Here is a 20,770-nt window from a genome sequence, read left to right on the forward strand (position 1 = left end):
CAGCCAGGAGCTGTCGGAGGAGCGATGAGAATAGCGGTCCACCACGACGCCATTAGCGACACGGTTGCGCGTCTCGCCCTCACCGTCCGGCAGTTCCAGGAGCAGCTCGACACCCTCGACGCGGAGGCCGCTCGACTTCGATCCTCATGGTCCGGTGAGGCGCAGGCGGCATACGACCGCGCCCACCACGACTGGGACACCGCCATCCGCCGTATGAAGGCCGCCCTCGCCGAAGCCAACCGACGACTCATCACCGCCAACGCCATCTCCAGGGAGACCGCCAGCACCGCCGCCCGCCTCTGGCGGTAAGGGTGCTTTGGGCATGGCCCGCGTCAGGGCTCGTCGGCGACGATCTCGGCCTTGAACCCCGCGGAGTTCTCCAGCCATCCGGCGTAGTGATCCGGCCCACCGGCGTGCGGGTAGCGCTCCGCGTACAAAGGCCGCCAGCCGTGCTCGGGTGCCGCCGCGATGATCGCGTCCACTCGGCTCGGCGCGCCTGCCGCAAACGCGAGGTGGTTCACGCCAGGGGCGCGACGATCGTGTTCACTGCCGCTGAGGTTCGGGGATGTCGTGAGGGTGACATACGCGCCACCCGCCTCCCAGGACTCGCCCTCGGGCCACGCGCTGGCGCGGACGAAACCCACCGCACCGAGCAGCCACCCCCACTCCGCTCGCGACGACACGAGGTCGGCGACCCAGACCTCCACGTGGTGAATCCCTGCCATCCGTCCAGTCTCTCAGCTCCCCGTGGATCCGCCGTTGCAGGTGTCGGGCTCCACGTCAACCCCAACGCAGTGTTTTCTCTGCGCGGATACGGTGAAGACATCGTCGGGATACCCGGTCCCGCCAGTGGAGGACGCCGTGATCACCCAGGAAGCCCCGCCCACCGCCGCGCTTCTGGACGGCCGCTATCGTCTGGCGGAGGCCGTCGGCATGGGCGGGATGGCGACCGTGTACCGCGCGGAGGACATCGCGCTCGAACGCACCGTCGCGGTGAAGATGTTCCGCGAGTCCGACGATGCCGTGCTGTCCGTGGAGCGCGTGCATTCGGAGAAGGCGCTCCTCGCGGGCCTCAACCACCCGGGCCTCGTCACGCTCCTCGACGCGCACCTCGATCCCGGACGACCGAAGTACCTCGTGATGGAATACGTCCCCGGACCGACTCTGAGCAAGCGCATGGCCCGCGCAACGGTCACTCCGCGCGAGATCGCCACGATCGGGGCGGACATCGCCTCCGCACTCCACGCCGTGCATAGCGCCGGCATCGTGCACCGCGACATCAAGCCCTCGAATGTCCTCCTCACGCCGCCCCTCGACACGAACGGCCGCTGGAGCGCGAAGCTTGCCGACTTCGGGATCGCCTGCGCCATCGACATGTCCCGTGTCACCACCCCTGGCATCGTCCTCGGGACGCTGACCTACATGGCGCCCGAGCAGCTGCGGAACGGTGATATCCGTCCCGCGGTCGACATCTACGCGCTCGGACTTGTCCTGTTGGAGGCCCTCACCGGCAAGCCCGGCTTCGCCCCCACCGTCAGCGTCGAATCCGCCCTCGCCCGTCTCCACGTCGCGCCGGAGATCCCCGCAGAGCTGGGATCGGAGTGGGCCGCACTGCTCGGCGCGATGACGGCGATCGACCCCGACGCACGACCGCACGCTCTGGAGGTCGAGAGCGAACTGCGCCGTCTGATCGACCGCCCTTCGACCGAAGAGGCGACCACGGACCTCACCGTGCCGCTTGCTGCGCCGACGGCAGGAGCCCTCCCCCGGACCCGCGCCGAAGCTCGCGCCCGTCGTCGCGCCGCCTCGGCGCACCCCGCGGCATCCCCGGTTCGGCGCACCCGTCGTCGTCGCGAGTCCCTGCTCATCGCCGCGGTGGTCGTGCTCGGCGCGGTGACCACGGCCTCCGCAGCACTGGTCGGACACGGCGAGCAGGCCCTCGCCAGTTCGGGTGCTGTCTCCGACGGCGCGTCGAGGATCGTCGAGGACCTCGTGCCGGTCGAGCCGGCTCCCGCGGACACCGTCGTCGACTCGGGGCCGACGGAGACCATCGCCGTCGAGCCGGTGGCCGCCACCCCGGTGGCCCCGGCGTCGTCGGTCACCGAGTCGGTGCCGGATACGAGATTGCCCGAGAACGCCGCCCCGCAAGCGCAGGAGAACCGAGGCAAGAGCCCAGGTCGCGACGGCGACAACGGCAAGGGCAACAGCGGCAAGGGCAGCAGCAGCCACTGACTCGACGCACCTGACGCCCGCCGAGCCGGCGGGTGTCGCTGAGCAGCGCACGGGACCGCGTGGAGGATGATCGAGTGTCGAGTATCGGCAGAGGGAGGGGACCATGCGTCGCAGGAAGTTGATCGCACCGCCGGATCCGGCACCCAGCGTGTCCGCACAGCGACGGTCGCCGTCGAGCGTGGTCGCCGGCGCCAGGGCAAACCCGTTCATGTTCGGTCTCCTCGGTGCCCTCGGGGTGCTCGTCGCGCTCATGATCGGCGGCATCGTCGGCCAGCTCGCCACCGTGCTGGTCTACATCGGCGTCGCGCTCTTCCTGGCGCTCGGCCTCGATCCGATCGTGCGGTTCATCGAGCGCAAGCTCCCCCGCCCGGCGGCGGTCGCCGTGGTCGTGATCGGCGTCCTCCTCGCCTTCGCCGGGATCATCCTCGCCATCGTCCCCACCCTCGTGGAGCAGATCGGGAACCTGATCAAAGACGGTCCGAAGATGATCAAGGACTTCACGAACAGCGCCTGGTTCCAGGACGTCAGCGGACAGTTCGGCGGCACGATCAAGGACGCAGTGGATGGCGTGCTCGGCTTCGTGCAGAACCCGGACAACTTCCTCGACATCGGCGGCGGTGTCTTCGCCGTCGGCGCCGGGATCGCCGGCGGCCTGACAGGCATCACGATCGTGGTCATCCTCACGCTGTACTTCATGGCGTCGCTGCGCAGCATGAAGCGGGTGGCTGCCCGGTTCGTCCCGGCGTACCAGCGCGACACGTTCGGCGAGCTCCTGGAGGACGTCTCGAGTGCCGTCGGTCGCTACGTCATCGGTCAGGCGAGTCTCGCGCTCACCAACGGCATCCTGAGCCTCATCTTCCTGACCATCATCGGAGCGCCGGTGCCGGCGCTGCTCGCACTGATCGCCTTCATCGGCTCGATGATCCCGCTCGTCGGCACGCTTTCGGCGTCGATCGTCATCTCGCTCATCTGCCTGTTCGTCTCGCCGACGACCGCGCTGATCGCGATCATCTACTACCTGATCTACATGCAGATCGAGGCGTACGTGCTCTCTCCGCGGATCATGAACAAGGCCGTCGACGTCCCGGGCGCGCTGGTCGTCATCGCCGCCGTGGCCGGCGGCGCGCTCGGCGGGATCCTGGGGGCGCTCGTCGCCATTCCGGTGGCCGCGAGCATCATCATCATCGTGCAGAAGGTCGTCTTCCCCAATCAGGACAGGAAGAAGACGCCGCCCGCGGTGACCGTCGCCTGATCAGCGGACGAGCACGGCTCCCGGCTGCACACGGACGGTGAAGGCGTCGATCTCGCCGATCTCCTCGCCGTCGATCTCGAACATCTGCGGCGCGGCGAGCTGTACGCGGATCCGCTCTGCCGAGACGTGCGTGGTCGAGTCCGTGCTGACCGCCTGATCGACGTTCCCGATCATGCGACGGATGCCGTTGTCCCAGACGACCGAACGGACGGTGTCGAGCCACTGCAGCGCGCCGTCGGAGCTGATGAGCAGCATGTCGAGGAGGCCGTCGTCGAGGACGGCGTCCGGAAGCAGCCGGATGCCGCCCTGGAGCATGCCGCAGTTGCCGACGAGCAGCGTGTGCCCGCGCACCTCCTCCGGCTCGTGGTCGTCGAGCTGCAGCGTGATGTCCGTCATCTCGGTACCGGCGAGTGCTCGCCCCATCGCCTCCACGTACGCGAGCCAGCCGGCGCGATCCTTGAGGTCGTCGTTGGTCTCCACGAGCATCTGCGCATCGACCCCGAAGCCGACCATGACGGAGAAGGCGTGCTCCTCGCCGTCGAACTCCACCCAGCCGAGGTCGATGCGGTGGGGCTCCGAGTCGCGGATGTGCTCGAGCGCCGGCAGCACGCCCTCGAGCGGCACGCCGAGGTTGCGCGCCAGGAGATTGCCGGTGCCCTGCGGCACGATCCCGAGGGCGACATCGGTGCCGACCAGAGCTTCGGCGACGGCGCGGATCGTGCCGTCGCCGCCGACCGCGATGACGAGAGCGCAGCCTTCCTCCACGACCTTCGCGGCGACGCCGCGACCGGGGTCGTCCGGGGTGGTCTCCCCCCAGCGCACATCGGCTTCCTCGCCGAACGCGAGGGTGATGGCCTCCTCGAGGACATCCCGGTCGGACTTCGTCGGGTTCCAGATCACGCCGATGCGAGGAGAGGTCATACGCTCACTCTGAGCGACGGAGGACGATCGTGCAACTCGAACGGCCGTCTAGCCGTAGAAGAGCTGCTCGAAGGTCCGTCGCGCGCGCCGCGTGACCGCCAGGTAGTCCTCCTCGAGTGGTGTCGCCGACCGGGGCGGATAGCCCAGCAAACGGGCCAGGGCATCCAGCTGACGGCGGTCGGCAGGCAGGACGTCGCTCGTCTGCCCCGTGAGCAGGGTGATGCCCGAACGGAGACGGCTCGACAGCAGCCAGGCCGCCCGCAAGCGCTCGGCGTCGTCCTCCTCGACGAGCCCGGCCTCGACCGTGGCGTCCAGCGCCCGCAGCGTGGATGTCGTGCGGAGGCCCGGCACGTCGGTCGCGTGCTGAAGCTGGAGGAGCTGCACGAGCCACTCCACGTCGCTGAGTGTCCCCGGCCCGAGCTTGAGATGACGACGCGGGTCCGTGCCCTGCGGCAGCCGCTCCCCCTCCACGCGCGCCTTGATCCGCTTGATCTCCCGGAGACCCTGGAGGTCGACCGTCTCGGGATACCGGATGCTGTCCGCGAGCTCCATGAACCGCCCGATGAGCTTCGTGCTCCCGGCGACACCGCGCGCCCGCAGCAGCGCCTGGGCCTCCCACGACAGCGACCAGCGGCGGTAGTAGGCCGCGTAGGCGTCGAGCGACCGCACGATCGGACCGTTGCGCCCCTCCGGCCGCAGACCCGCGTCGAGGTCGAGAGGCAAGCGATGATCGGTGAGGTGTTCACGGAGTCCCGCCACGATCCGCGTCGCGAGCTTCTCTGCTCGGCCCGGGTCCACGCCGTTCGCGTCGTACACGTACAAGACGTCGGCATCGGACCCGAAGCCGAGCTCGGCACCGCCGAACCTCCCCATGCCGATGACCGCGAAGTCGAGCGCTGCGTCCTCGGGCGGCACGACCTCGCGGAGGACGGCGCGGAGGCCGGCCTGGATCGTCGCATCCGTGATGTCGGTGAGCGCGGTGGCCACCTCCTCGATGGTGACGACGTCGAGGACGGCCGCCATCGCGGTGCGCAGGAGCTCGCGACGCCGCAGGGCCCGCACGGCTCGCAGCGCATCGGCGACCGTCTCATGGCGCGTCTGGATCGCTCGGGCCTCGTCGTCGAGCGCCTGCGCGCTCCGCGGACGCAGCCGCTCGGCGCTGTCCAGCCACGCCACCGACTCCGGGATCCACTCCAGCAGCTCGCCGATGTACCGCGAAGACGACAGCAGCCGGGTGAGGCTCTCCGCGGCGCCGGACGAGTCCCGCAGCATGCGCAGGAACCACGAGGTGTCCCCCAGCCGTTCGCTGATGCGGCGGAACGCGAGGAGACCGTAGTCGGGGTCGCTGCCGTCCGCGAACCAGCGCACCATGACGGGCATGAGATGCCGCTGGATCGTCGCCTTGCGACTCAGCCCGCGTGTCAGCGCGCCGATATGCCGCAGCGCTCCTGCCGGGTCGCGGAACCCGATCGCGGCGAGCCGGTCGTGTGCCTGCTCCGCGGAGAGGGTGCGCTCCTCCTCGGGCAGTCCGGCCACGGCGCTCAGCAGCGGGCGGTAGAAGAGGCGGGTATGGATGTCGCGCACCTCGCGACGGACGCTCTCCCACCGCGCCCAGACGCCCTCCCCCGTGTCCGCCAGCTTCGTGCTGCGCGCCAGAATGCGCAGGCCGGCCGGCGTCTTGGGCATGAGGTGGGTGCGGCTGAGGTCGCGCAGCTGCAGACGGTGCTCCATGAGCCGCAGCACCCGATAGTCGTCCGCGAAGGTGCCCGCATCCGCCCGACCGATGTAGCCGCCGGCGACCAGGGCGTCCAGGCTCTCCAACGTGCCACGCGTGCGCAGGGACTCGTCGGTGAGACCGTGGACGAGCTGCAGGAGCTGCACCGTGAACTCGATGTCGCGTAGCCCGCCCGCGCCGAGCTTGAGCTGGTACGGGGCGTCCTCCGGGTCGATGTGCTCCATGACCCGCTCGCGCATGCGCTGGACGCTCTCGACGAACTCCTCCCTGGCGGCACTCGACCACACGCGCGGCTGTACCGCGGCGATGTAGGCGGCGCCCAGGTCGGGATCCCCGGCCAGCGGACGAGCCTTCAACAGAGCCTGGAACTCCCAGCTCTTCGCCCACCGGTCGTAGTACGCGACGTGTGAGGCGAGGGAACGCACGAGCGCGCCCTGCTTGCCTTCCGGGCGCAGCGCCGCGTCGACCTCCCAGAGCGGCGGCTCGACCTCGATGGCGCTGAGGTGGCGCATGGTGTCCCTGGCCAGACGCGTGGCGATGTCGATCGCCTGCGGCTCGGACAGCACCTCCTCGTCCGTGGTGCCGCCGACGAAGATCACATCGACGTCGCTGACGTAGTTGAGCTCCCGCGCGCCGGCCTTCCCCATGCCGATCACGGCCAGCTGGGTGGCAGCGACGGCATCGCGACCGGCGGACGGCGCCTGGCGGGTGCGGGCGATCGCGAGCGAGGCCTCGAGGGCTGCTCCGGCGAGATCCGCGAGGGAGGCGGCGACCGCGGCGACGACTTCTTCGGGGCGCGGGTGACCGAGGTCGAAGGCGGCGATCCCCGCGAGGTTCCGCCGATACGCGACGCGGAGCGCGACGATCGTCCCGTCCTCCGCCGAGTCGGCGAACCCATCCTGCGCTCCGACCGCAGCGAGGAGCCGATCACGCCACACGTCCGCCGCGGGGAGCACGTCCATCGGTGCGGCCAGCACGTCCAGCTCGTCTGGATGCCGCAGGAAGAACTCCGCCAGTCCCACGGAGGCGCCGAAGACGCGCCAGACGCGCCGGCGCGTCTCCTCGTCGCCGACGAGCGCTCGCAACGGGGAGGGGTCTCGTCGAGCGACCCGCAGCATCCCACGGACCGCCGCATCCGGATCCGCGGCGACGACCGCCTCGAGCAGCATCGCGCGCGGCACGCCGAGCAGGCTCTCGAGCTCCGCCAGCGCCGCCGCGGCCTCGCTCAGCTCGGCGAATCCGAGCCGGGCGAGGGCCGAGAGCGAGACGGAGGCGTCGGGGCGAGCCATGCCGCGCTCAGAGGAGCTCGAGGTTGTTCTTCAGCTCCAGCGGCGTGACCTGGCCGCGGTACGCCTCCCACTCCTTGCGCTTGTTGAGCAGCACGTAGTTGAACACCTGCTCGCCCAGGGTCTCCGCGACGAGCTCGGAGGCTTCCATGTACTCCAGGGCGTGGTCGAGGCTGGCAGGAAGCGCGGAGTACCCCAGCGCCCGGCGCTCGGCGTCGCTGAGCGCCCAGACGTTGTCCTCCGCCTCCGGCGGGAGCTCGTACCCCTCCTCGATGCCCTTGAGACCGGCGGCGAGCATGAGCGCGTAGGCCAGGTAGGGGTTCGCCGCGGAATCGAGCGCGCGGTACTCGACGCGCGACGACTGCCCCTTGTTGGGCTTGTACATCGGGACGCGGACCAGGGCGGAGCGGTTGTTGTGGCCCCACGTGATGAAGCTCGGAGCCTCGTCGCCGCCCCAGAGCCTCTTGTACGAGTTCACGAACTGATTCGTCACGGCGGAGATCTCGTTGGCGTGCTTGAGCAGACCCGCGATGAAGTGACGTCCGGTCTTGGAGAGCTGGTACTTCGCGCCCTCCTCGTAGAAGGCGTTCTGATCACCCTCGAACAGCGACATGTGCGTGTGCATGCCGCTGCCGGGCTGGCCGCTGAGCGGCTTCGGCATGAACGTGGCGTACACGCCCTGCTCGATCGCGACCTCCTTGATGACCGTGCGGAAGGTCATCACGTTGTCCGCGGTGGTGAGGGCGTCGGCGTAGCGCAGGTCGATCTCGTTCTGACCGGGCCCGCCTTCGTGGTGGCTGAACTCCACGGAGATGCCGAGGTCTTCCAGCATGCGGACCGAACGGCGACGGAAGTCGTGCGCCGTGCCCCCGGGCACGTTGTCGAAGTAGCCGGCGGAGTCGACGGGGACGGGTCCCTCAGGGCCGAACGACGACGACTTGAGCAGGTAGAACTCGATCTCCGGGTGCGTGTAGAACGTGAAGCCCGCATCGGCGGCCTTCGCGAGCGTCCGCTTCAGCACGTGACGGGGATCGGCCACCGCGGGCTGTCCGTCGGGCGTGGTGAGATCGCAGAACATGCGGGCGGTCGGGTCGATCTCCCCGCGCCACGGCAGCGTCTGGAAGGTCGTCGGGTCGGGCTGGGCGAGCAGATCGGACTCGTACGTGCGGGTCAGCCCCTCGATCGCGGAGCCGTCGAACCCGATGCCCTCGGCGAAGGCGCCCTCGACCTCGGCCGGCGCGATGGCGACGGACTTGAGCGTGCCGATCACGTCGGTGAACCACAGGCGCACGAACTTGACGCCGCGCTCCTCGATCGTCCGGAGGACGAAGTCCCTCTGCTTGTCCATGGCTACTCTGCGCCCTGGCCCTTCTCCGCACCGAAGCCGCTGGACGGCTTCGCGTCCCAGCCCTGCTCCGCGGCCTCTTCCTCTGCCCAGGCACGCGACCGCTCCTTGAGCACCTCAGGGGCGCGACGCGCCTCGGCCTCGGTGTCGAACGGGCCGATGCGGTCGATGGACGGCGACAGCATGCCGAACTCGACCTCGCCCGTGACGGAGTTGTACCAGTACTTGTGATCGCCGTCGGTCATGGCTGCTCCTTCTTCCCGCGAGCGGTTGGGGTGATGTCATCGATCCTACTGGCGTGCACCGTGGTCGCTAAGCTATCGGCCATGGCAAAAGCGATCGGCGTCGACATCGGCGGCACGGGCATCAAAGCGGGAATCGTCGACCTCGAGCACGGCACCATGGCCTCGGATCGGGTGCGCGTGCCCACTCCGGCCGGCGCGGCACCGGAAGACGTCCTCGTCGCGGTGCAGACCGTCCTGAAGACGCTCGACGTGCACGAGTCGACCCTGCCGCTCGGCGTGGCGTTCCCCGCGATCGTCAAGCGCGGCAAGACCCTGTCCGCGGCGAACGTCTCGAAGGAGTGGATCGACTTCGACGCCGAGCGCTTCTTCCGCGACGGCCTCGGCCGCAACATCGTCTTCGTGAACGACGCCGACGCCGCCGGCGTCGCGGAGGCACGCCACGGAGCCGCCCGCGATGTGCTCGGCTTCACGCTGCTGACCACGCTCGGCACCGGGATCGGCTCCGCGTTCCTGTACGACGGCGTGCTGCTGCCGAACACGGAGCTCGGCCACCTGAACTTCCGCGATTACGAGTCCGTGGAGACCTATGCGGCCACCTCGGCACGCGAGCGCGAGGGCCTGAGCTGGGCGGAATGGGCCGAGCGCCTGCAGGCATTCTACTCGCACATCGAGTTCCTGTTCAGCCCCGACCTGTTCGTGGTCGGCGGCGGTGTGTCGAAGAACGCGGGCGACTTCCTGCCCCTGCTCGATCTGAAGACGCCGATCGTCCCGGCGATCCACCGCAACAACTCGGGCATCATCGGCGCTGCCTCGCTCGCCGGCGACTGACCCTTCGACAGGCTCAGGGCCCCAACGGGGAAGGCCCCGATGACGGGAGTCATCGGGGCCTTTGTCGTTCGAGGCGAATGGGCCGACCTATACGCCGGGTTCTGTTCCGGGGTTCTTCGCCCCTTCGACGGCCATCTCTCTCGGCGACACGTTGCCGTGCCGCTCCAGCGGTCTACCCGAGGACTCGGCGGGCCGCGTCATCATCCTCTGTCTGACCTTGCTCCGGGCGAGGTTTACCTGGCGGGCCGTGTCACCACGGCCCCCGGTGGTCTCTTACACCACCCTTTCACCCTTACCCCTCGCGGGGCGGTCTGCTCTCTGTGGCACTGTCTCGCGGATCACTCCGGGTGGGTGTTACCCACCGCCCTGCCCTGTGGAGCCCGGACGTTCCTCGGTGCGGTTGCCCGCCACGCGACCGTCCAGTCGACCCATTCGCCCCTCCAGTCTACGGGGCCTCACTTCTCTGCGGAGTCCGCGATGCGCAGGTCGAGCGGAACGTCGATCGGGAAGGTGCCGAACAGGCGGGTGGTGGCGACGGCAGCGGCATCGCGCACCGCCTCGGCGGCGGCTTCCGCGTGCTCCTGCGGCGTGTGCAGGATGACCTCGTCGTGCAGGAAGAACGCCAGGTGCGGCTCCCGGGCGAACGGCCCCGATGCCTCGGCGGCACCGAAGACCTCGGGGAGCTGTGCCAGACGGTGACGGATCTCGGCGAGCCAGATGAGCGACCACTCCGCCGCGGTGCCTTGGACGACGAAGTTCCGGGTGAAGCGCCCCCACTCCCGCGCGCGGCGGCGGGCGAGGGAGACCACGGCGGGGGCGGCATCGGCGCCCGTGGCATCGGCCTGCAGCCGCATCCACTCCGTGGACGGACGCGGCGAGGAGCGACCGAGCCAGGTCGAGACGATGCCGCCGTCCTCCCCCACCCGCGCCGCGTCGTCGACGAGCGCCATGGCGCGGGGATAGACCTTCCGCAGCCGGGGAACGAGTCGCCCGCTGTCGCCGCTGGTGGCGCCGTACATCGCACCAAGCACCGCGTACTTCGCCTCCTCGCGGGTCGCGACGGCGCCCGACGCGACGACCCCCGCGTAGAGGTCCCCGCCGCGCGCCGCGGCTGCCATCGCCTCGTCGGCCGCCATGGCCGCGAGCATCCGCGGTTCGAGCTGGGCGACGTCCGCCACGACGAGGGCCCAGCCCGGATCCGCGCGCACCGCTGGGCGGAGGTTGCGCGGCAGTTGGAGGGCACCGCCGCCGGCCGACGCCCACCGTCCGGTCACGACGCCCCCGGGGATGTACACCGGGCGGAAACGACCGTCCTGCACCCACTCCGACAGCCAGGTCCAGCCGTTCGCGCTGAGCAGTCGAGACAGCTTCTTGTAGGCGAGGAGCGGTTCGATCACGGGGTGATCGTGCGCGGACAGCTCCCACTTGCTCGTCGACTCCACCGACACGCCCACGCGGTGCAGCGCCCGCAGCAACTTCGGCTGGCTGTCCAGGTGCAGCGTGGGGTCGTCGAGCAGGGCCCGCACCTCGTCGCCGCGCTCCACCATCCGTCGAGGCAGCCCGCCCGATGCGGGACGAGCCCCCAAGGTCTCGGTGAGGATCGCATCGTGCACCCCGGCGTCCCACGGGAGCCCCGCGACGCGCATCTCCTCCGCGATCAGCCCGCCGGCCGACTCGGCGGCGCACAGCAGCGTCAGGCGCCCGTCCGCCGCCTCCGCCATCACGGTCCGCTGCGCGCGGTACTGCTCGAGTGCCGCGGCGATCGCGTCCTCACCGGACTCCTCGTCGAGGACCTCGAACAGGGAGGGGGTGGTGTCGACCGGGTCGCGGCGCTCCCACGCCGCGGCGGGTGCCAGCGGCGTGGACACCATGGCCGTGTCGCGCAGGATCGCGTGGCAGAGCACGAGATCATGGCTGCGTGTGATCCTCACGCCTTCGGTCAGGAGCAGCGCGTAGATCTCGGCCGCGCTGCGGATGATCCACCGCGGGGCGTCGGCGGCTTCGACCGCGGCCACCCAGTCGGCGAGTTCCGCTCCGGGCAGGAGCGTGCGCTGCTGCTCCTCGTCGTGTTCGTCCAGCTCGATCGCGGCGTACTCCCCCGCACCGAGGCCGACCAGCGCGAGGCGTCGCTCCGGGCCCGAGGCCGGCGCCGTCACGGGCGGTGCAGGCCGGATGCGCTCATGAAGAGAGTCCCGACTCCTCGGTGCGCACGAGGATGCAGCCGCACTCGGGGCACGAGACGACCTCGTCCTCGGGCGCGCGACGGATCTCGTTGAGATCGGTGCCGGGGAGCATCATGCGGCAGCCTTCGCAGGTGCCGCGGGTGAGGAGGGCCGCTCCGGCGCTGTTCGCGGCGCGGCGATCGTACTCCGCGAGAAGCGGCGCGGGAACGGTGGCGGCGACGGCCTCGCGGTCGCGGGCCAGCTGGGCACCGAGCTCGGTCGCCGCAGCGACGTCGGCCTTGCCCTGCGCGGTAAGGGCACTCCCCTCCGCGGTCGTCGCATCCAGCAGCGCCTGCTGCGCGGCCACGGCGGCGTCGGCTTCCTCGACCCGGCCCATGACGTCGAGCTCCGCATCCTCCAGGTCACTCAGACGCCTGGCGAGGCTGGCGAGCTCGTGCTCCAGAGCCTGCGCGTCCTTCGGGTTGGTGGCCGCGGCGAGGCGCTGGGCGTCGCGGTCGCGCCGCTGCTCGGCCAGCGCGACGTCGGACTCCAGCCGCGAGAGCTCGGTGCGGGCGTCGTCCCTGGCGCCGGTCAGGACGGTGAGCTCGCGGAGCTGCTCCTGACGGATGGCGACGAGCTCGGCGATCCGGCCCGCCTGGCTCGGCTGCGTGCGGGCACGTTCCGCCTGCGCGATGCGCCGGTCGAGGTCCGCGATGTCGAGCAGGGTGCGCTGGTTCTCCGGGGTGGCGTTCACGCTCTCAAATCTAGTCGCTGCCGGGCCGAGCGCCGCATCACCGGATGTCGCCGTCCACGTAGAACCACGTCCGGTTCTCACGGACGAAGCGGCTGCGCTCGTGCAGCGATCCGCGCGTGCCGCCCTGCCGCCAGAACGCCTCGAACTCGACCACGCCCTCCGTGTCGAAGGGGCCGCCCGCCACGCGATCCACGATCAGCAGGCGTCGCCACTCCAGGTCGTGCTCGAAGGTGATCGTCTCCGGTCGCGTGTCCGGGTGCCAGGTGCGGAGCAGGTACGCCCCGTCCTCCCGCACGAACGCGGTGTACCGGGAGCGCATCAGCCGCTCGGCAGTCGGGGCAGGAGCGCCGTCGAGGAGGGGCCCGCAGCACGCGGCGAAGGCGTCCCCCGAAGCGCAGGGGCAGCGGAAGGACGCCGTCATGAGGTCGCGACGATCAGGATCATGCCTGCCAGCATCGCGCGGAGGGCCGTGCGGCGCCAACTCGCCCTACGCTGGAAGCACGCCAACGCCAGGAGCATCGATGACCGCTGTCCCCACCTTCCGCGCCCACAACGGCTTCGCCTTGCCGGCACTCGGTCTCGGCACGTACCGGCTGAACGGCGACGCCGGAGCCGACGCGGTCGCCCAGGCCCTCCGTGCGGGCTACCGCCTCGTGGACTCGGCGTTCAACTATGAGAACGAGGGCTCCGTCGGGCGCGGCGTCGCGGCCTCCGGCGTCCCCCGCTCCGAGGTCATCGTGACGACGAAGCTCCCCGGACGGCACCATGCCCGCGCGACGGCGACCGCCAGCATCGAGGAGAGCCGCTCCCGCCTCGGCCTCGACGCGACCGATCTGCACCTCATCCACTGGCCGAACCCGAGCCAGGACGAGTACGTCGAGGCGTGGGAGGCGCTCGTGGACGCCCAGGCGCGGGGCGTCGTCCGCCAGATCGGCGTCTCGAACTTCCTCCCCGAGCATCTCGAGCGCATCGAACGGGAGACCGGGGTCCGGCCGGTCGTGAACCAGATCGAGGTGCACCCGTACTTCCCGCAGGAGGAGCAGCTGGCCTACCACCGGGAGCACGGCATCCTCACCGAGGCCTGGAGCCCGCTGGGGCGTGCGCAGGCCCTCCTCGACGAGGCCGTCGTCCGCGAGGTGGCCGCCGCTCACGACATCACGACCGCGCAGACCGTCCTCGCCTGGCACGTGGCCAGGGAGACGGTCGCGATCCCGAAGGCGTCGTCCGCGGATCACCAGGCGGCGAACCTCGCGGCCGCCGCCGTCGTGCTCGACGACGCGGAGGTCGCCGCGATCACCGCACTCGGACGCGCGGACGGGCGCCTGTTCGACGGCGATCCCGCCGTGCACGAGGAGTCCTGAGCGCGAGGGCTCAGACGCTCTGCGTGCCGAGCACGCGCAGGAACTCGAGCTTCCCGGCGGCCTCGCTCCCGGGTTGCGCTGTGAGAACGATGAGCGCCTGCGACTCGTCCTCGGTGAACAGCGCCTGGCAGTCCACCTCGATCTCCCCCAGCTCCGGATGGACGATCACCTTGTGCTGCTCGAAGCGACGGGCGACCTCGTGGGCCGCCCAGAGCCGCACGAACTCGGGGCTCCGTTCCGACAGATCCGCCACGATCTCCCCCGCCCGTGACCGCGCGCCCATGGTGCCGTACGCTGCACGCAACGCCGCCACCAGCGCCCGTGACTGCCGGGGGTGATCGACCTCCCGGTATCGCCGCCGTTCCTCCTCCGGTCGCGCGAACCAGCGATGGATGCCGCTCCGGTCGAGTCCGGTCAGACCGCTCGCGTCTCCGATCAGCGCCCGGGAGGCGTCGTTCTGCACCAGCACCTCGTCGAGTGCCGAGACCACGAACGCCGGGGTGTCGTGCAGACGGTCGAGCACGCGGAGGATGCCGGGACGGACGTAGTCGGTGATCACCGCCCGATCGGGAGCGCTGAGTCCGCTGAGGCGATAGAGGTAGTCGCGCTCGTCCGAGGACAGCCGCAGCGCACGGGCGAGGGCGGCGAGGATCTGGGCGCTCGGCTGCGGGCCCCGGCGCTGCTCGAGACGCGTGTAGTAGTCCGTCGACATGGTCGCCAGCTGTGCGACCTCCTCGCGGCGCAGTCCGGCCGTCCGTCGCCGAGTCCCCTCGGGCAGGCCCACGTCGGCAGGACGCAGCGCCTCCCGACGGCGCAGGAGGAAGTCGGCCAGGGCGTCACGATCCATCCGTGCAGTATCCCCCGGACGCGGGACGGGATCCAGGGACCGCCGATCCCCCGATCAGCCGTCTCTGGAACGGCGCCAGTGCAGCGTCGAGGCTGAGGTCATGGACATCACCGGAAACACCATCTTCATCCCGGGCGCGACGAGCGGGATCGGCCTGGCGCTGGCCCTCCGACTGCAGGAGCGCGGCAACACCGTGATCGTCGGCGGACGTCGAGAGGACCGGCTGGCCGCGATCGCTGCCGCGCATCCCGAACTCCACACGATCCGCATCGACACGGCCGACCCGGCGAGCATCAGCGAGGCCGCGGCCGCGGTGCTCGCCGCGCATCCGACGCTGAACGTGCTGGTCACGATGGCCGGCATCATGCGGGCGGAGGACTGGACCACGCCGGCCGGCTTCCTGTCCACCGCCGAGGAGACCGTCACGACAAACGTCCTCGGCCCGATCCGCCTCATCGCGGCCTTCATCGAGCACCTGCAGGCCCAGCCCTCGGCGACCATCATGACCGTCTCCTCCGGTCTCGCCTTCGCACCCCTGAAGGTCACGCCCACGTACAACGCGAGCAAGGCGGCGATCCACATGCTCAGCGAGTCGCTGCGGCTGCAGCTCGCGGGCACGACTGTCGCGGTGCAGGAGCTCGAGCCGCCCGCCGTGCGCACGGACCTCATGCCCGGGCATGCGGAGAACGAGGCCGCACTGCCCCTCGACGCGTTCATCGACGAGGTCATGACGCTCATCGAGACTCAGCCCGACGCGACCGAGATCCAGGTCGAGCGGGTGAAGTTCCTCCGCTACGGCGAGGCGCGGGGCGACTACGACGAGGTCGTGGCGGTGCTCAACCGCACGGATCCGCACGGCCGGTGAACCCCGGTGGGGCGGTCCGCCGCCCCACCCGCCGTCACTCCTGCAGGGATGCGGCGACCGCGGTGAGCGCGTCGGCGGACTGCCGCAGCAGGTCGAGCTCGCGATCCGAGAACGCGGTCGTGCGGATCGGGAGGGCCCCGGCGGCGCTGACGATGGACGGCACGGACAGGGCGACGCCGTCGATCCCGTGGAAGTCGCGGAGAACCGTGCTCACGGGCATCACCGCGTGCTCGTCTCGGAGGATCGCTTCGACGATGCGCGCGCTGGAGAGCCCGATCGCGTAGTTCGTGGCGCCCTTGCCCTGGATCACCTTGTAGGCGGCGTCGCGGACGTCGACGGCGATCTCGTCCAGCTCCTCCAGGGTGAAGCGCGGGTGCTCCGGGGTCTCCCAGTCGAGGATCGGGACCGTGCCGATCGTCGCCCGCGACCAGAGCGGGAACTCGGTGTCGCCGTGCTCCCCGATGATATGGGCGTGCACGCTGGCCGTGGACACGCCCGCCCGCTCCCCCAGCTTCCAGCGCAGCCGGGAGGTATCGAGGACCGTTCCGGAGGCGAAGATGCGCTCTGGGGGCAGGCCCGTCTCCTGCTGAGCGATGACGGTGAGCACGTCGCACGGGTTCGTGACGATGACATAGACCGCGTTCGGCGCGACGGACAGCAGCTCCGGCATCATGCGCCGGATGATGCCGGCGTTCACGCCGGCGAGCTCGGTGCGCGTCTGCCCCGGGTTCTGCTTCGCTCCCGCGGTGATGACCACGACGTGGGAACCGGCCGCCACCGAGATATCGCTGCCGCCGATGATGTCGCTGCTGCCGGTGAACTGCGTGCCGTGCGCGAGGTCGAGTACCTCCGCCTCGACCTTCTCCGTCGCGATGTCGTACAGGGCGACGTGGCGGGCCGATCCCCGGATCAGAGCCGCATAGGCCACGCTCGATCCGACGCTTCCGGCGCCGACGACGGTGAGCTTCGAGTTCTCGATGATCTCCATGCGCCCATCCTGACAGCGCGAGCGCTGCGACGGCAGGGGTCTCGCCGGGAGAATCGCGGGCTCGTCAGATCGCGGCGGCGACCGCTTCGGCTGCTGTGGAATGGGTGAACCGGAAGCCGGACTGCTGCAGCGCCTCGGGGCGCACGTCGGCGTCCGGGAGCAGCAACGAGTCGGCGGCATCGCCGAGGGCGAGGCGCAGGGCCCACCGGGGAGCGGGCAGCCAGAACGGCCGGTGCATCCGCTGCGCGAGCGCGCGACCGATGTCGTTCGCGGACGCCCGGGTCGGCCCGGTGAGGTTGACGGGTCCCGCGAGCTTCTCTTCGAGGACATGGCGGATGCCACGCACCTCGTCGTCCAACGAGATCCACGGCCAGATCTGCGTACCCGGCCCCAGCGGGCCGGCGACGCCGAGCTTCGTCAGCGTGATCATGGGCCGCAGCACACCCCGGCGGTGGATCACCGGTGCCGTCCGCAGCAGGGCGACCCGCGTGTGGTCCTCCGCTCGTCGCGCTGCCGTCTCCCAGCGCACGGTGAGGTCAGCCAGGAAGGTACTCCCCGGGCCGGAGTGCTCGGTGAGCACCTCGCCGGGCGCCGATCCGTAGTAGCCCACGGCGGAAGCGGAGAGGAAGGCGGGCGCGTCGGTACGCAGGGCGCGCAGAGCGGTGGTGAGCGTGTTCGTCGCGTCGAGCCGTGATTCGACGAGCTGGCGGCGGTACCCACGCGTCCACGGCAGCCGGCCGACGCTCGCACCCCCGAGGGCGACGACGGCCTCCGCCCCGGCGAGTGCGTCGGGATCCAGGGACGCCTCACCCGGAGCCCACTCGATCTCGCCCTCCGCCTGCGGGGGACGTCGCACGAGGGTGGTCACCTCGATGCCGTCCGCCCGCAGGGAGGCGGCGAGAGCGGAACCGATGAGGCCTGATGCCCCGCTGATGACGATGCGTCGCGTCATTGCGCTCCCCGCTGCAAACGTTACGGGTGGGCCCTGCCGGGATCGAACCGACGACATCCACGGTGTAAACGTGGCGCTCTACCAGCTGAGCTAAAGGCCCTGGTGCGCTCAGTCTATCCGGGTGCGGATGCGCACCCGTGTCGTGGAAGAGGGATAGGCTGAGGTCGGCGCGCGTTGTGCACGGCCGACAAGGCTGCCCGTGTCGCTTCCCGTTTCCTTGGCATGACCTGCCAGCTTGACGAAAGGTTCCCCCGTGACCGTCCACGACCAGGATCCGTACTCTCAGGGCCCCCTCGACAGCGATCCGGAAGAGACCGGTGAGTGGCAGCAGTCGCTCGACGAGCTGGTGGACGCCAAGGGCCACGGCCGCGGGCGCGAGATCATGCTCAGCCTGCTCAAGCGCTCCAAGGAACTGCACCTGAACGTGCCGATGGTTCCGACCACCGACTACATCAACACCATCGCCCCGGAGAACGAGCCCGAGTTCCCCGGTGACGAGGAGATCGAGCGGCGTTACCGCGCCTGGATCCGCTGGAACGCCGCCATCACGGTGCACCGTGCCCAGCGCCCCGGCATCGGCGTCGGCGGTCACATCTCCACCTACGCCTCCTCGGCGGCGCTGTACGAGGTGGGCTTCAACCACTTCTTCAAGGGGGCGGACCACCCCGGTGGCGCCGACCAGATCTTCATCCAGGGTCACGCCTCCCCCGGCACCTACGCCCGCTCCTTCCTCGAGGGGCGCCTCACGGAGGACCAGCTCGACGGCTTCCGCCAGGAGAAGTCGCATGCGCCGAACGGCATCCCGTCGTACCCGCACCCGCGCCTCATGCCGGAGTACTGGCAGTTCCCGACGGTGTCGATGGGTCTCGGCCCGATCAACGCCATCTACCAGGCGATGTCGAACAAGTACCTCGAGAACCGCGGCATCAAAGACACCTCGCAGTCGCACGTCTGGGCGTTCCTCGGCGACGGCGAGATGGACGAGGTCGAGAGCCGCGGACAGCTCCAGGTCGCGGCGAACGAGGGCCTCGACAACCTCACCTTCGTCGTGAACTGCAACCTGCAGCGTCTCGACGGCCCGGTGCGCGGCAACGGCAAGATCGTCCAGGAGCTGGAGTCGTTCTTCCGAGGCGCCGGCTGGAACGTCATCAAGGTGGTCTGGGGCCGCGAGTGGGACGACCTGCTCGCCCGCGACACCGAGGGCGCACTGCTCAACCTCATGAACGTCACGCCCGACGGCGACTACCAGACGTACAAGGCCGAGTCCGGCGCCTACATCCGCGAGCACTTCTTCGGCCGCGACGAGCGCGCCGCCGCGCTCGTCAAGGACTACTCCGACGACGACATCTGGAACCTCAAGCGGGGTGGCCACGACTACCGCAAGGTCTACGCCGCGTTCAAGGCCGCGACCGAGCACAAGGGCAAGCCGACCGTCATCCTCGCGAAGACCGTCAAGGGCTACGGGCTCGGCCCGCAGTTCGAGGGCCGCAACGCGACCCACCAGATGAAGAAGATGACGCTGGACAACCTCAAGACGTTCCGCGACGCGATGCACATCCCGATCACGGACGCGCAGCTCGAGGAGAACCCGTACCTGCCCCCGTACTACAACCCGGGACCGCAGGACGAGACGATCCAGTACATGCTCGAGCGCCGCAAGGCCCTCGGCGGCTTCCTCCCGGAGCGCCGTTCGACGCACGTCGGCCTCTCCCTCCCCGAGGAGAACGCGTATGCGCTGCCGAAGAAGGGCTCCGGCACGCAGGAGATCGCCACGACCATGGCGTTCGTCCGCCTCCTGAAGGACCTGCTGCGCTCGAAGGAGTTCGGCCACCGCATCGTGCCGATCATCCCCGACGAGGCGCGCACGTTCGGCATGGACGCGTACTTCCCGACGGCGAAGATCTACAACCCCAACGGCCAGCACTACACGTCGGTCGACCGGGAGCTGCTGCTCGCCTACAAGGAGAGCCCGCAGGGCCAGATCGTCCACGTCGGCATCAATGAGGCCGGCGCTCTCGCGGCGTTCACCGCCGCGGGCACGTCCTACGCGACGCACGGCGAGCCGCTCATCCCGATCTACATCTTCTACTCGATGTTCGGGTTCCAGCGCACTGGCGACGCCCAGTGGGCCGCCGGCGACCAGATGGCCCGCGGCTTCATCATCGGCGCCACCGCCGGCCGCACGACCCTCACGGGTGAAGGCCTCCAGCACGCCGACGGGCACTCGCACCTGCTCTCCTCGACCAACCCGGCGACGGTCTCCTACGACCCCGCGTACGGCTACGAGATCGCGCACATCATGCGTTCCGGTCTCGAGCGGATGTACGGCGGGCAGCACGAAGACCCGAACGTCATGTACTACCTCACGGTGTACAACGAGCCGATGGTGCAGCCCGCGGAGCCTGCCGACGTGGATGTGGACGGCATCGTCCGCGGCATCCACCGCGTCGCCGTCGGCGAGGGCGACGGCCCCCGCGCGCAGCTCTTCGCCTCCGGCGTGGGTCTGCCGTGGGCACTCGAGGCCCAGGATCTGCTGAAGAAGGACTGGGGCGTCGTCGCCGACGTGTGGTCGGTCACCTCGTGGACCGAGCTGCGCCGCGACGGCCTCGCCGCCGACGAGCACAACTTCCTCCACCCGGAGCAGGAGCCGCGCACCGCGTACCTCACGCAGAAGCTCCAGGGCGCCGAAGGTCCCGTCGTCGCAGTGAGCGACTTCATGCACGCCGTGCAGGACCAGATCCGCCCGTGGGTCCCGAACCGCTTCGCCACCCTCGGTGCCGACGGCTTCGGCTTCTCGGACACCCGTGCCGCGGCCCGCCGCTTCTTCAAGATCGACGGCCCGTCGATCGTCGTGCGCACCCTGCAGGCACTGGCCGAGGAGGGCAAGGTCGACCGCGGCCTCTCCGCTCAGGCCATCGAGAAGTACCGCCTGCACGACGTGAACGCCGGCACGAGCGGCAACGCAGGCGGCGAAAGCTGAGCCCTCGGTGACACCCA

Annotated in this window: 18 protein-coding genes, 1 tRNA gene and 1 other RNA gene; 7 read left to right on the forward strand and 13 right to left on the reverse strand. The window is 70.1% G+C overall.

Going from position 1 to position 20,770, the window contains the following annotated elements; all coding sequences use genetic code 11:
* The coding region (locus BK819_RS12435; protein WP_218138566.1) for a WXG100 family type VII secretion target at window positions 1-309 on the forward strand (309 nt) is incomplete at its 5' end.
* A 23-nt stretch (window positions 310-332) separates the two neighbouring features.
* On the opposite strand, the gene BK819_RS12440 is transcribed toward BK819_RS12435, so the two are convergent.
* Complete coding sequence (locus BK819_RS12440; protein ID WP_071329443.1) at window positions 333-725, reverse strand: VOC family protein; 393 nt, start codon at window positions 723-725, stop codon at window positions 333-335.
* Between the two features lie 136 nt (window positions 726-861).
* Here BK819_RS12440 and BK819_RS12445 point away from each other — a divergent pair, with 136 nt between their 5' ends.
* On the forward strand, window positions 862-2,232 hold the full coding sequence (locus tag BK819_RS12445) for a serine/threonine-protein kinase (protein WP_071329604.1): 1,371 nt from the start codon (window positions 862-864) through the stop codon (window positions 2,230-2,232).
* A 103-nt stretch (window positions 2,233-2,335) separates the two neighbouring features.
* Window positions 2,336-3,484 (forward strand): AI-2E family transporter, encoded by a 1,149-nt coding sequence (locus BK819_RS12450; protein ID WP_071329444.1) that lies wholly within the window; start codon window positions 2,336-2,338, stop codon window positions 3,482-3,484.
* Here BK819_RS12450 and BK819_RS12455 read toward each other — a convergent pair whose 3' ends face one another.
* Genes BK819_RS12455 through BK819_RS12470 form a run of 4 tightly spaced genes read right to left on the reverse strand, consistent with a single transcriptional unit; the run spans window position 3,485 to window position 9,016 of the window.
* Window positions 3,485-4,405 carry a diacylglycerol kinase family protein gene (locus BK819_RS12455; protein ID WP_071329445.1) on the reverse strand — a complete coding sequence of 307 codons (921 nt, stop codon included), beginning with the start codon at window positions 4,403-4,405 and terminating at the stop codon, window positions 3,485-3,487.
* 48 nt (window positions 4,406-4,453) lie between these two features.
* Window positions 4,454-7,429: a bifunctional [glutamine synthetase] adenylyltransferase/[glutamine synthetase]-adenylyl-L-tyrosine phosphorylase gene (locus BK819_RS12460; RefSeq protein WP_071329446.1), complete on the reverse strand. Its 2,976-nt coding sequence runs from the start codon at window positions 7,427-7,429 to the stop codon at window positions 4,454-4,456.
* Window positions 7,430-7,436: 7 nt separating this feature from the next.
* A complete protein-coding gene (gene glnA, locus BK819_RS12465) occupies window positions 7,437-8,774 on the reverse strand; it encodes a type I glutamate--ammonia ligase (RefSeq protein WP_071329447.1) in 1,338 nt (445 codons plus the stop codon).
* Between the two features lie 2 nt (window positions 8,775-8,776).
* Window positions 8,777-9,016 (reverse strand): hypothetical protein, encoded by a 240-nt coding sequence (locus tag BK819_RS12470; protein WP_025103604.1) that lies wholly within the window; start codon window positions 9,014-9,016, stop codon window positions 8,777-8,779.
* Window positions 9,017-9,097: 81 nt separating this feature from the next.
* On the opposite strand from BK819_RS12470, the gene ppgK reads away from it, so the two are divergent.
* A complete protein-coding gene (gene ppgK / locus BK819_RS12475) occupies window positions 9,098-9,844 on the forward strand; it encodes a polyphosphate--glucose phosphotransferase (RefSeq protein ID WP_071329448.1) in 747 nt (248 codons plus the stop codon).
* A gap of 74 nt (window positions 9,845-9,918) precedes the next feature.
* On the opposite strand, the gene rnpB is transcribed toward ppgK, so the two are convergent.
* From rnpB to BK819_RS12495, 4 genes are all read right to left on the reverse strand, one after another.
* Window positions 9,919-10,275: RNase P RNA component class A (gene rnpB / locus BK819_RS12480), an RNA gene on the reverse strand.
* A gap of 24 nt (window positions 10,276-10,299) precedes the next feature.
* On the reverse strand, window positions 10,300-12,000 hold the full coding sequence (locus BK819_RS12485) for a bifunctional 3'-5' exonuclease/DNA polymerase (protein ID WP_083391783.1): 1,701 nt from the start codon (window positions 11,998-12,000) through the stop codon (window positions 10,300-10,302).
* A 22-nt stretch (window positions 12,001-12,022) separates the two neighbouring features.
* Window positions 12,023-12,760, reverse strand: coding sequence for a zinc ribbon domain-containing protein (locus tag BK819_RS12490; protein WP_071329450.1), 738 nt, complete (start codon window positions 12,758-12,760; stop codon window positions 12,023-12,025).
* A 37-nt stretch (window positions 12,761-12,797) separates the two neighbouring features.
* Window positions 12,798-13,181, reverse strand: coding sequence for a YchJ family protein (locus BK819_RS12495; RefSeq protein WP_071329451.1), 384 nt, complete (start codon window positions 13,179-13,181; stop codon window positions 12,798-12,800).
* A 100-nt stretch (window positions 13,182-13,281) separates the two neighbouring features.
* Here BK819_RS12495 and BK819_RS12500 point away from each other — a divergent pair, with 100 nt between their 5' ends.
* Window positions 13,282-14,121 (forward strand): aldo/keto reductase, encoded by an 840-nt coding sequence (locus BK819_RS12500; RefSeq protein ID WP_071329452.1) that lies wholly within the window; start codon window positions 13,282-13,284, stop codon window positions 14,119-14,121.
* A 10-nt stretch (window positions 14,122-14,131) separates the two neighbouring features.
* Here BK819_RS12500 and BK819_RS12505 read toward each other — a convergent pair whose 3' ends face one another.
* Entirely contained in the window at window positions 14,132-14,968 is an 837-nt protein-coding gene (locus BK819_RS12505; RefSeq protein WP_025103610.1) for a helix-turn-helix transcriptional regulator, read from the reverse strand.
* Between the two features lie 100 nt (window positions 14,969-15,068).
* Between BK819_RS12505 and BK819_RS12510 the strand changes: the two genes are divergently transcribed.
* Window positions 15,069-15,833, forward strand: a complete 765-nt coding sequence (locus BK819_RS12510; RefSeq protein WP_071329453.1) for an SDR family oxidoreductase — start codon at window positions 15,069-15,071, stop codon at window positions 15,831-15,833.
* Between the two features lie 34 nt (window positions 15,834-15,867).
* Here BK819_RS12510 and BK819_RS12515 read toward each other — a convergent pair whose 3' ends face one another.
* The 3 genes from BK819_RS12515 to BK819_RS12525 form a co-directional block, all read right to left on the reverse strand.
* A complete protein-coding gene (locus BK819_RS12515; protein ID WP_071329454.1) occupies window positions 15,868-16,821 on the reverse strand; it encodes an L-lactate dehydrogenase in 954 nt (317 codons plus the stop codon).
* A gap of 64 nt (window positions 16,822-16,885) precedes the next feature.
* Window positions 16,886-17,773: a TIGR01777 family oxidoreductase gene (locus tag BK819_RS12520; RefSeq protein ID WP_071329455.1), complete on the reverse strand. Its 888-nt coding sequence runs from the start codon at window positions 17,771-17,773 to the stop codon at window positions 16,886-16,888.
* Between the two features lie 27 nt (window positions 17,774-17,800).
* A tRNA-Val gene (locus BK819_RS12525) sits at window positions 17,801-17,873 on the reverse strand.
* 153 nt (window positions 17,874-18,026) lie between these two features.
* On the opposite strand from BK819_RS12525, the gene aceE reads away from it, so the two are divergent.
* Window positions 18,027-20,753: a pyruvate dehydrogenase (acetyl-transferring), homodimeric type gene (gene aceE, locus BK819_RS12530; RefSeq protein WP_071329456.1), complete on the forward strand. Its 2,727-nt coding sequence runs from the start codon at window positions 18,027-18,029 to the stop codon at window positions 20,751-20,753.
* Window positions 20,754-20,770 lie beyond the last annotated feature (17 nt).

Origin of the sequence: Microbacterium sp. LCT-H2, from assembly GCF_001866135.1 — a bacterium.
In the GTDB taxonomy this organism is placed as follows: domain Bacteria; phylum Actinomycetota; class Actinomycetes; order Actinomycetales; family Microbacteriaceae; genus Microbacterium.

Coding starts and splice junctions, on each gene's coding strand:
- BK819_RS12495 (WP_071329451.1), bottom strand. CDS start 13,181: ATGACGGCGTCCTTCCGCTGCCCCTGCGCTTCGGGGGACGCCTTCGCC.
- BK819_RS12440 (WP_071329443.1), bottom strand. CDS start 725: ATGGCAGGGATTCACCACGTGGAGGTCTGGGTCGCCGACCTCGTGTCG.
- glnA (WP_071329447.1), bottom strand. CDS start 8,774: ATGGACAAGCAGAGGGACTTCGTCCTCCGGACGATCGAGGAGCGCGGC.
- BK819_RS12500 (WP_071329452.1), top strand. CDS start 13,282: ATGACCGCTGTCCCCACCTTCCGCGCCCACAACGGCTTCGCCTTGCCG.
- BK819_RS12515 (WP_071329454.1), bottom strand. CDS start 16,821: ATGGAGATCATCGAGAACTCGAAGCTCACCGTCGTCGGCGCCGGAAGC.
- BK819_RS12520 (WP_071329455.1), bottom strand. CDS start 17,773: ATGACGCGACGCATCGTCATCAGCGGGGCATCAGGCCTCATCGGTTCC.
- BK819_RS12505 (WP_025103610.1), bottom strand. CDS start 14,968: ATGGATCGTGACGCCCTGGCCGACTTCCTCCTGCGCCGTCGGGAGGCG.
- BK819_RS12470 (WP_025103604.1), bottom strand. CDS start 9,016: ATGACCGACGGCGATCACAAGTACTGGTACAACTCCGTCACGGGCGAG.
- ppgK (WP_071329448.1), top strand. CDS start 9,098: ATGGCAAAAGCGATCGGCGTCGACATCGGCGGCACGGGCATCAAAGCG.
- BK819_RS12455 (WP_071329445.1), bottom strand. CDS start 4,405: ATGACCTCTCCTCGCATCGGCGTGATCTGGAACCCGACGAAGTCCGAC.
- BK819_RS12510 (WP_071329453.1), top strand. CDS start 15,069: ATGGACATCACCGGAAACACCATCTTCATCCCGGGCGCGACGAGCGGG.
- BK819_RS12450 (WP_071329444.1), top strand. CDS start 2,336: ATGCGTCGCAGGAAGTTGATCGCACCGCCGGATCCGGCACCCAGCGTG.
- BK819_RS12460 (WP_071329446.1), bottom strand. CDS start 7,429: ATGGCTCGCCCCGACGCCTCCGTCTCGCTCTCGGCCCTCGCCCGGCTC.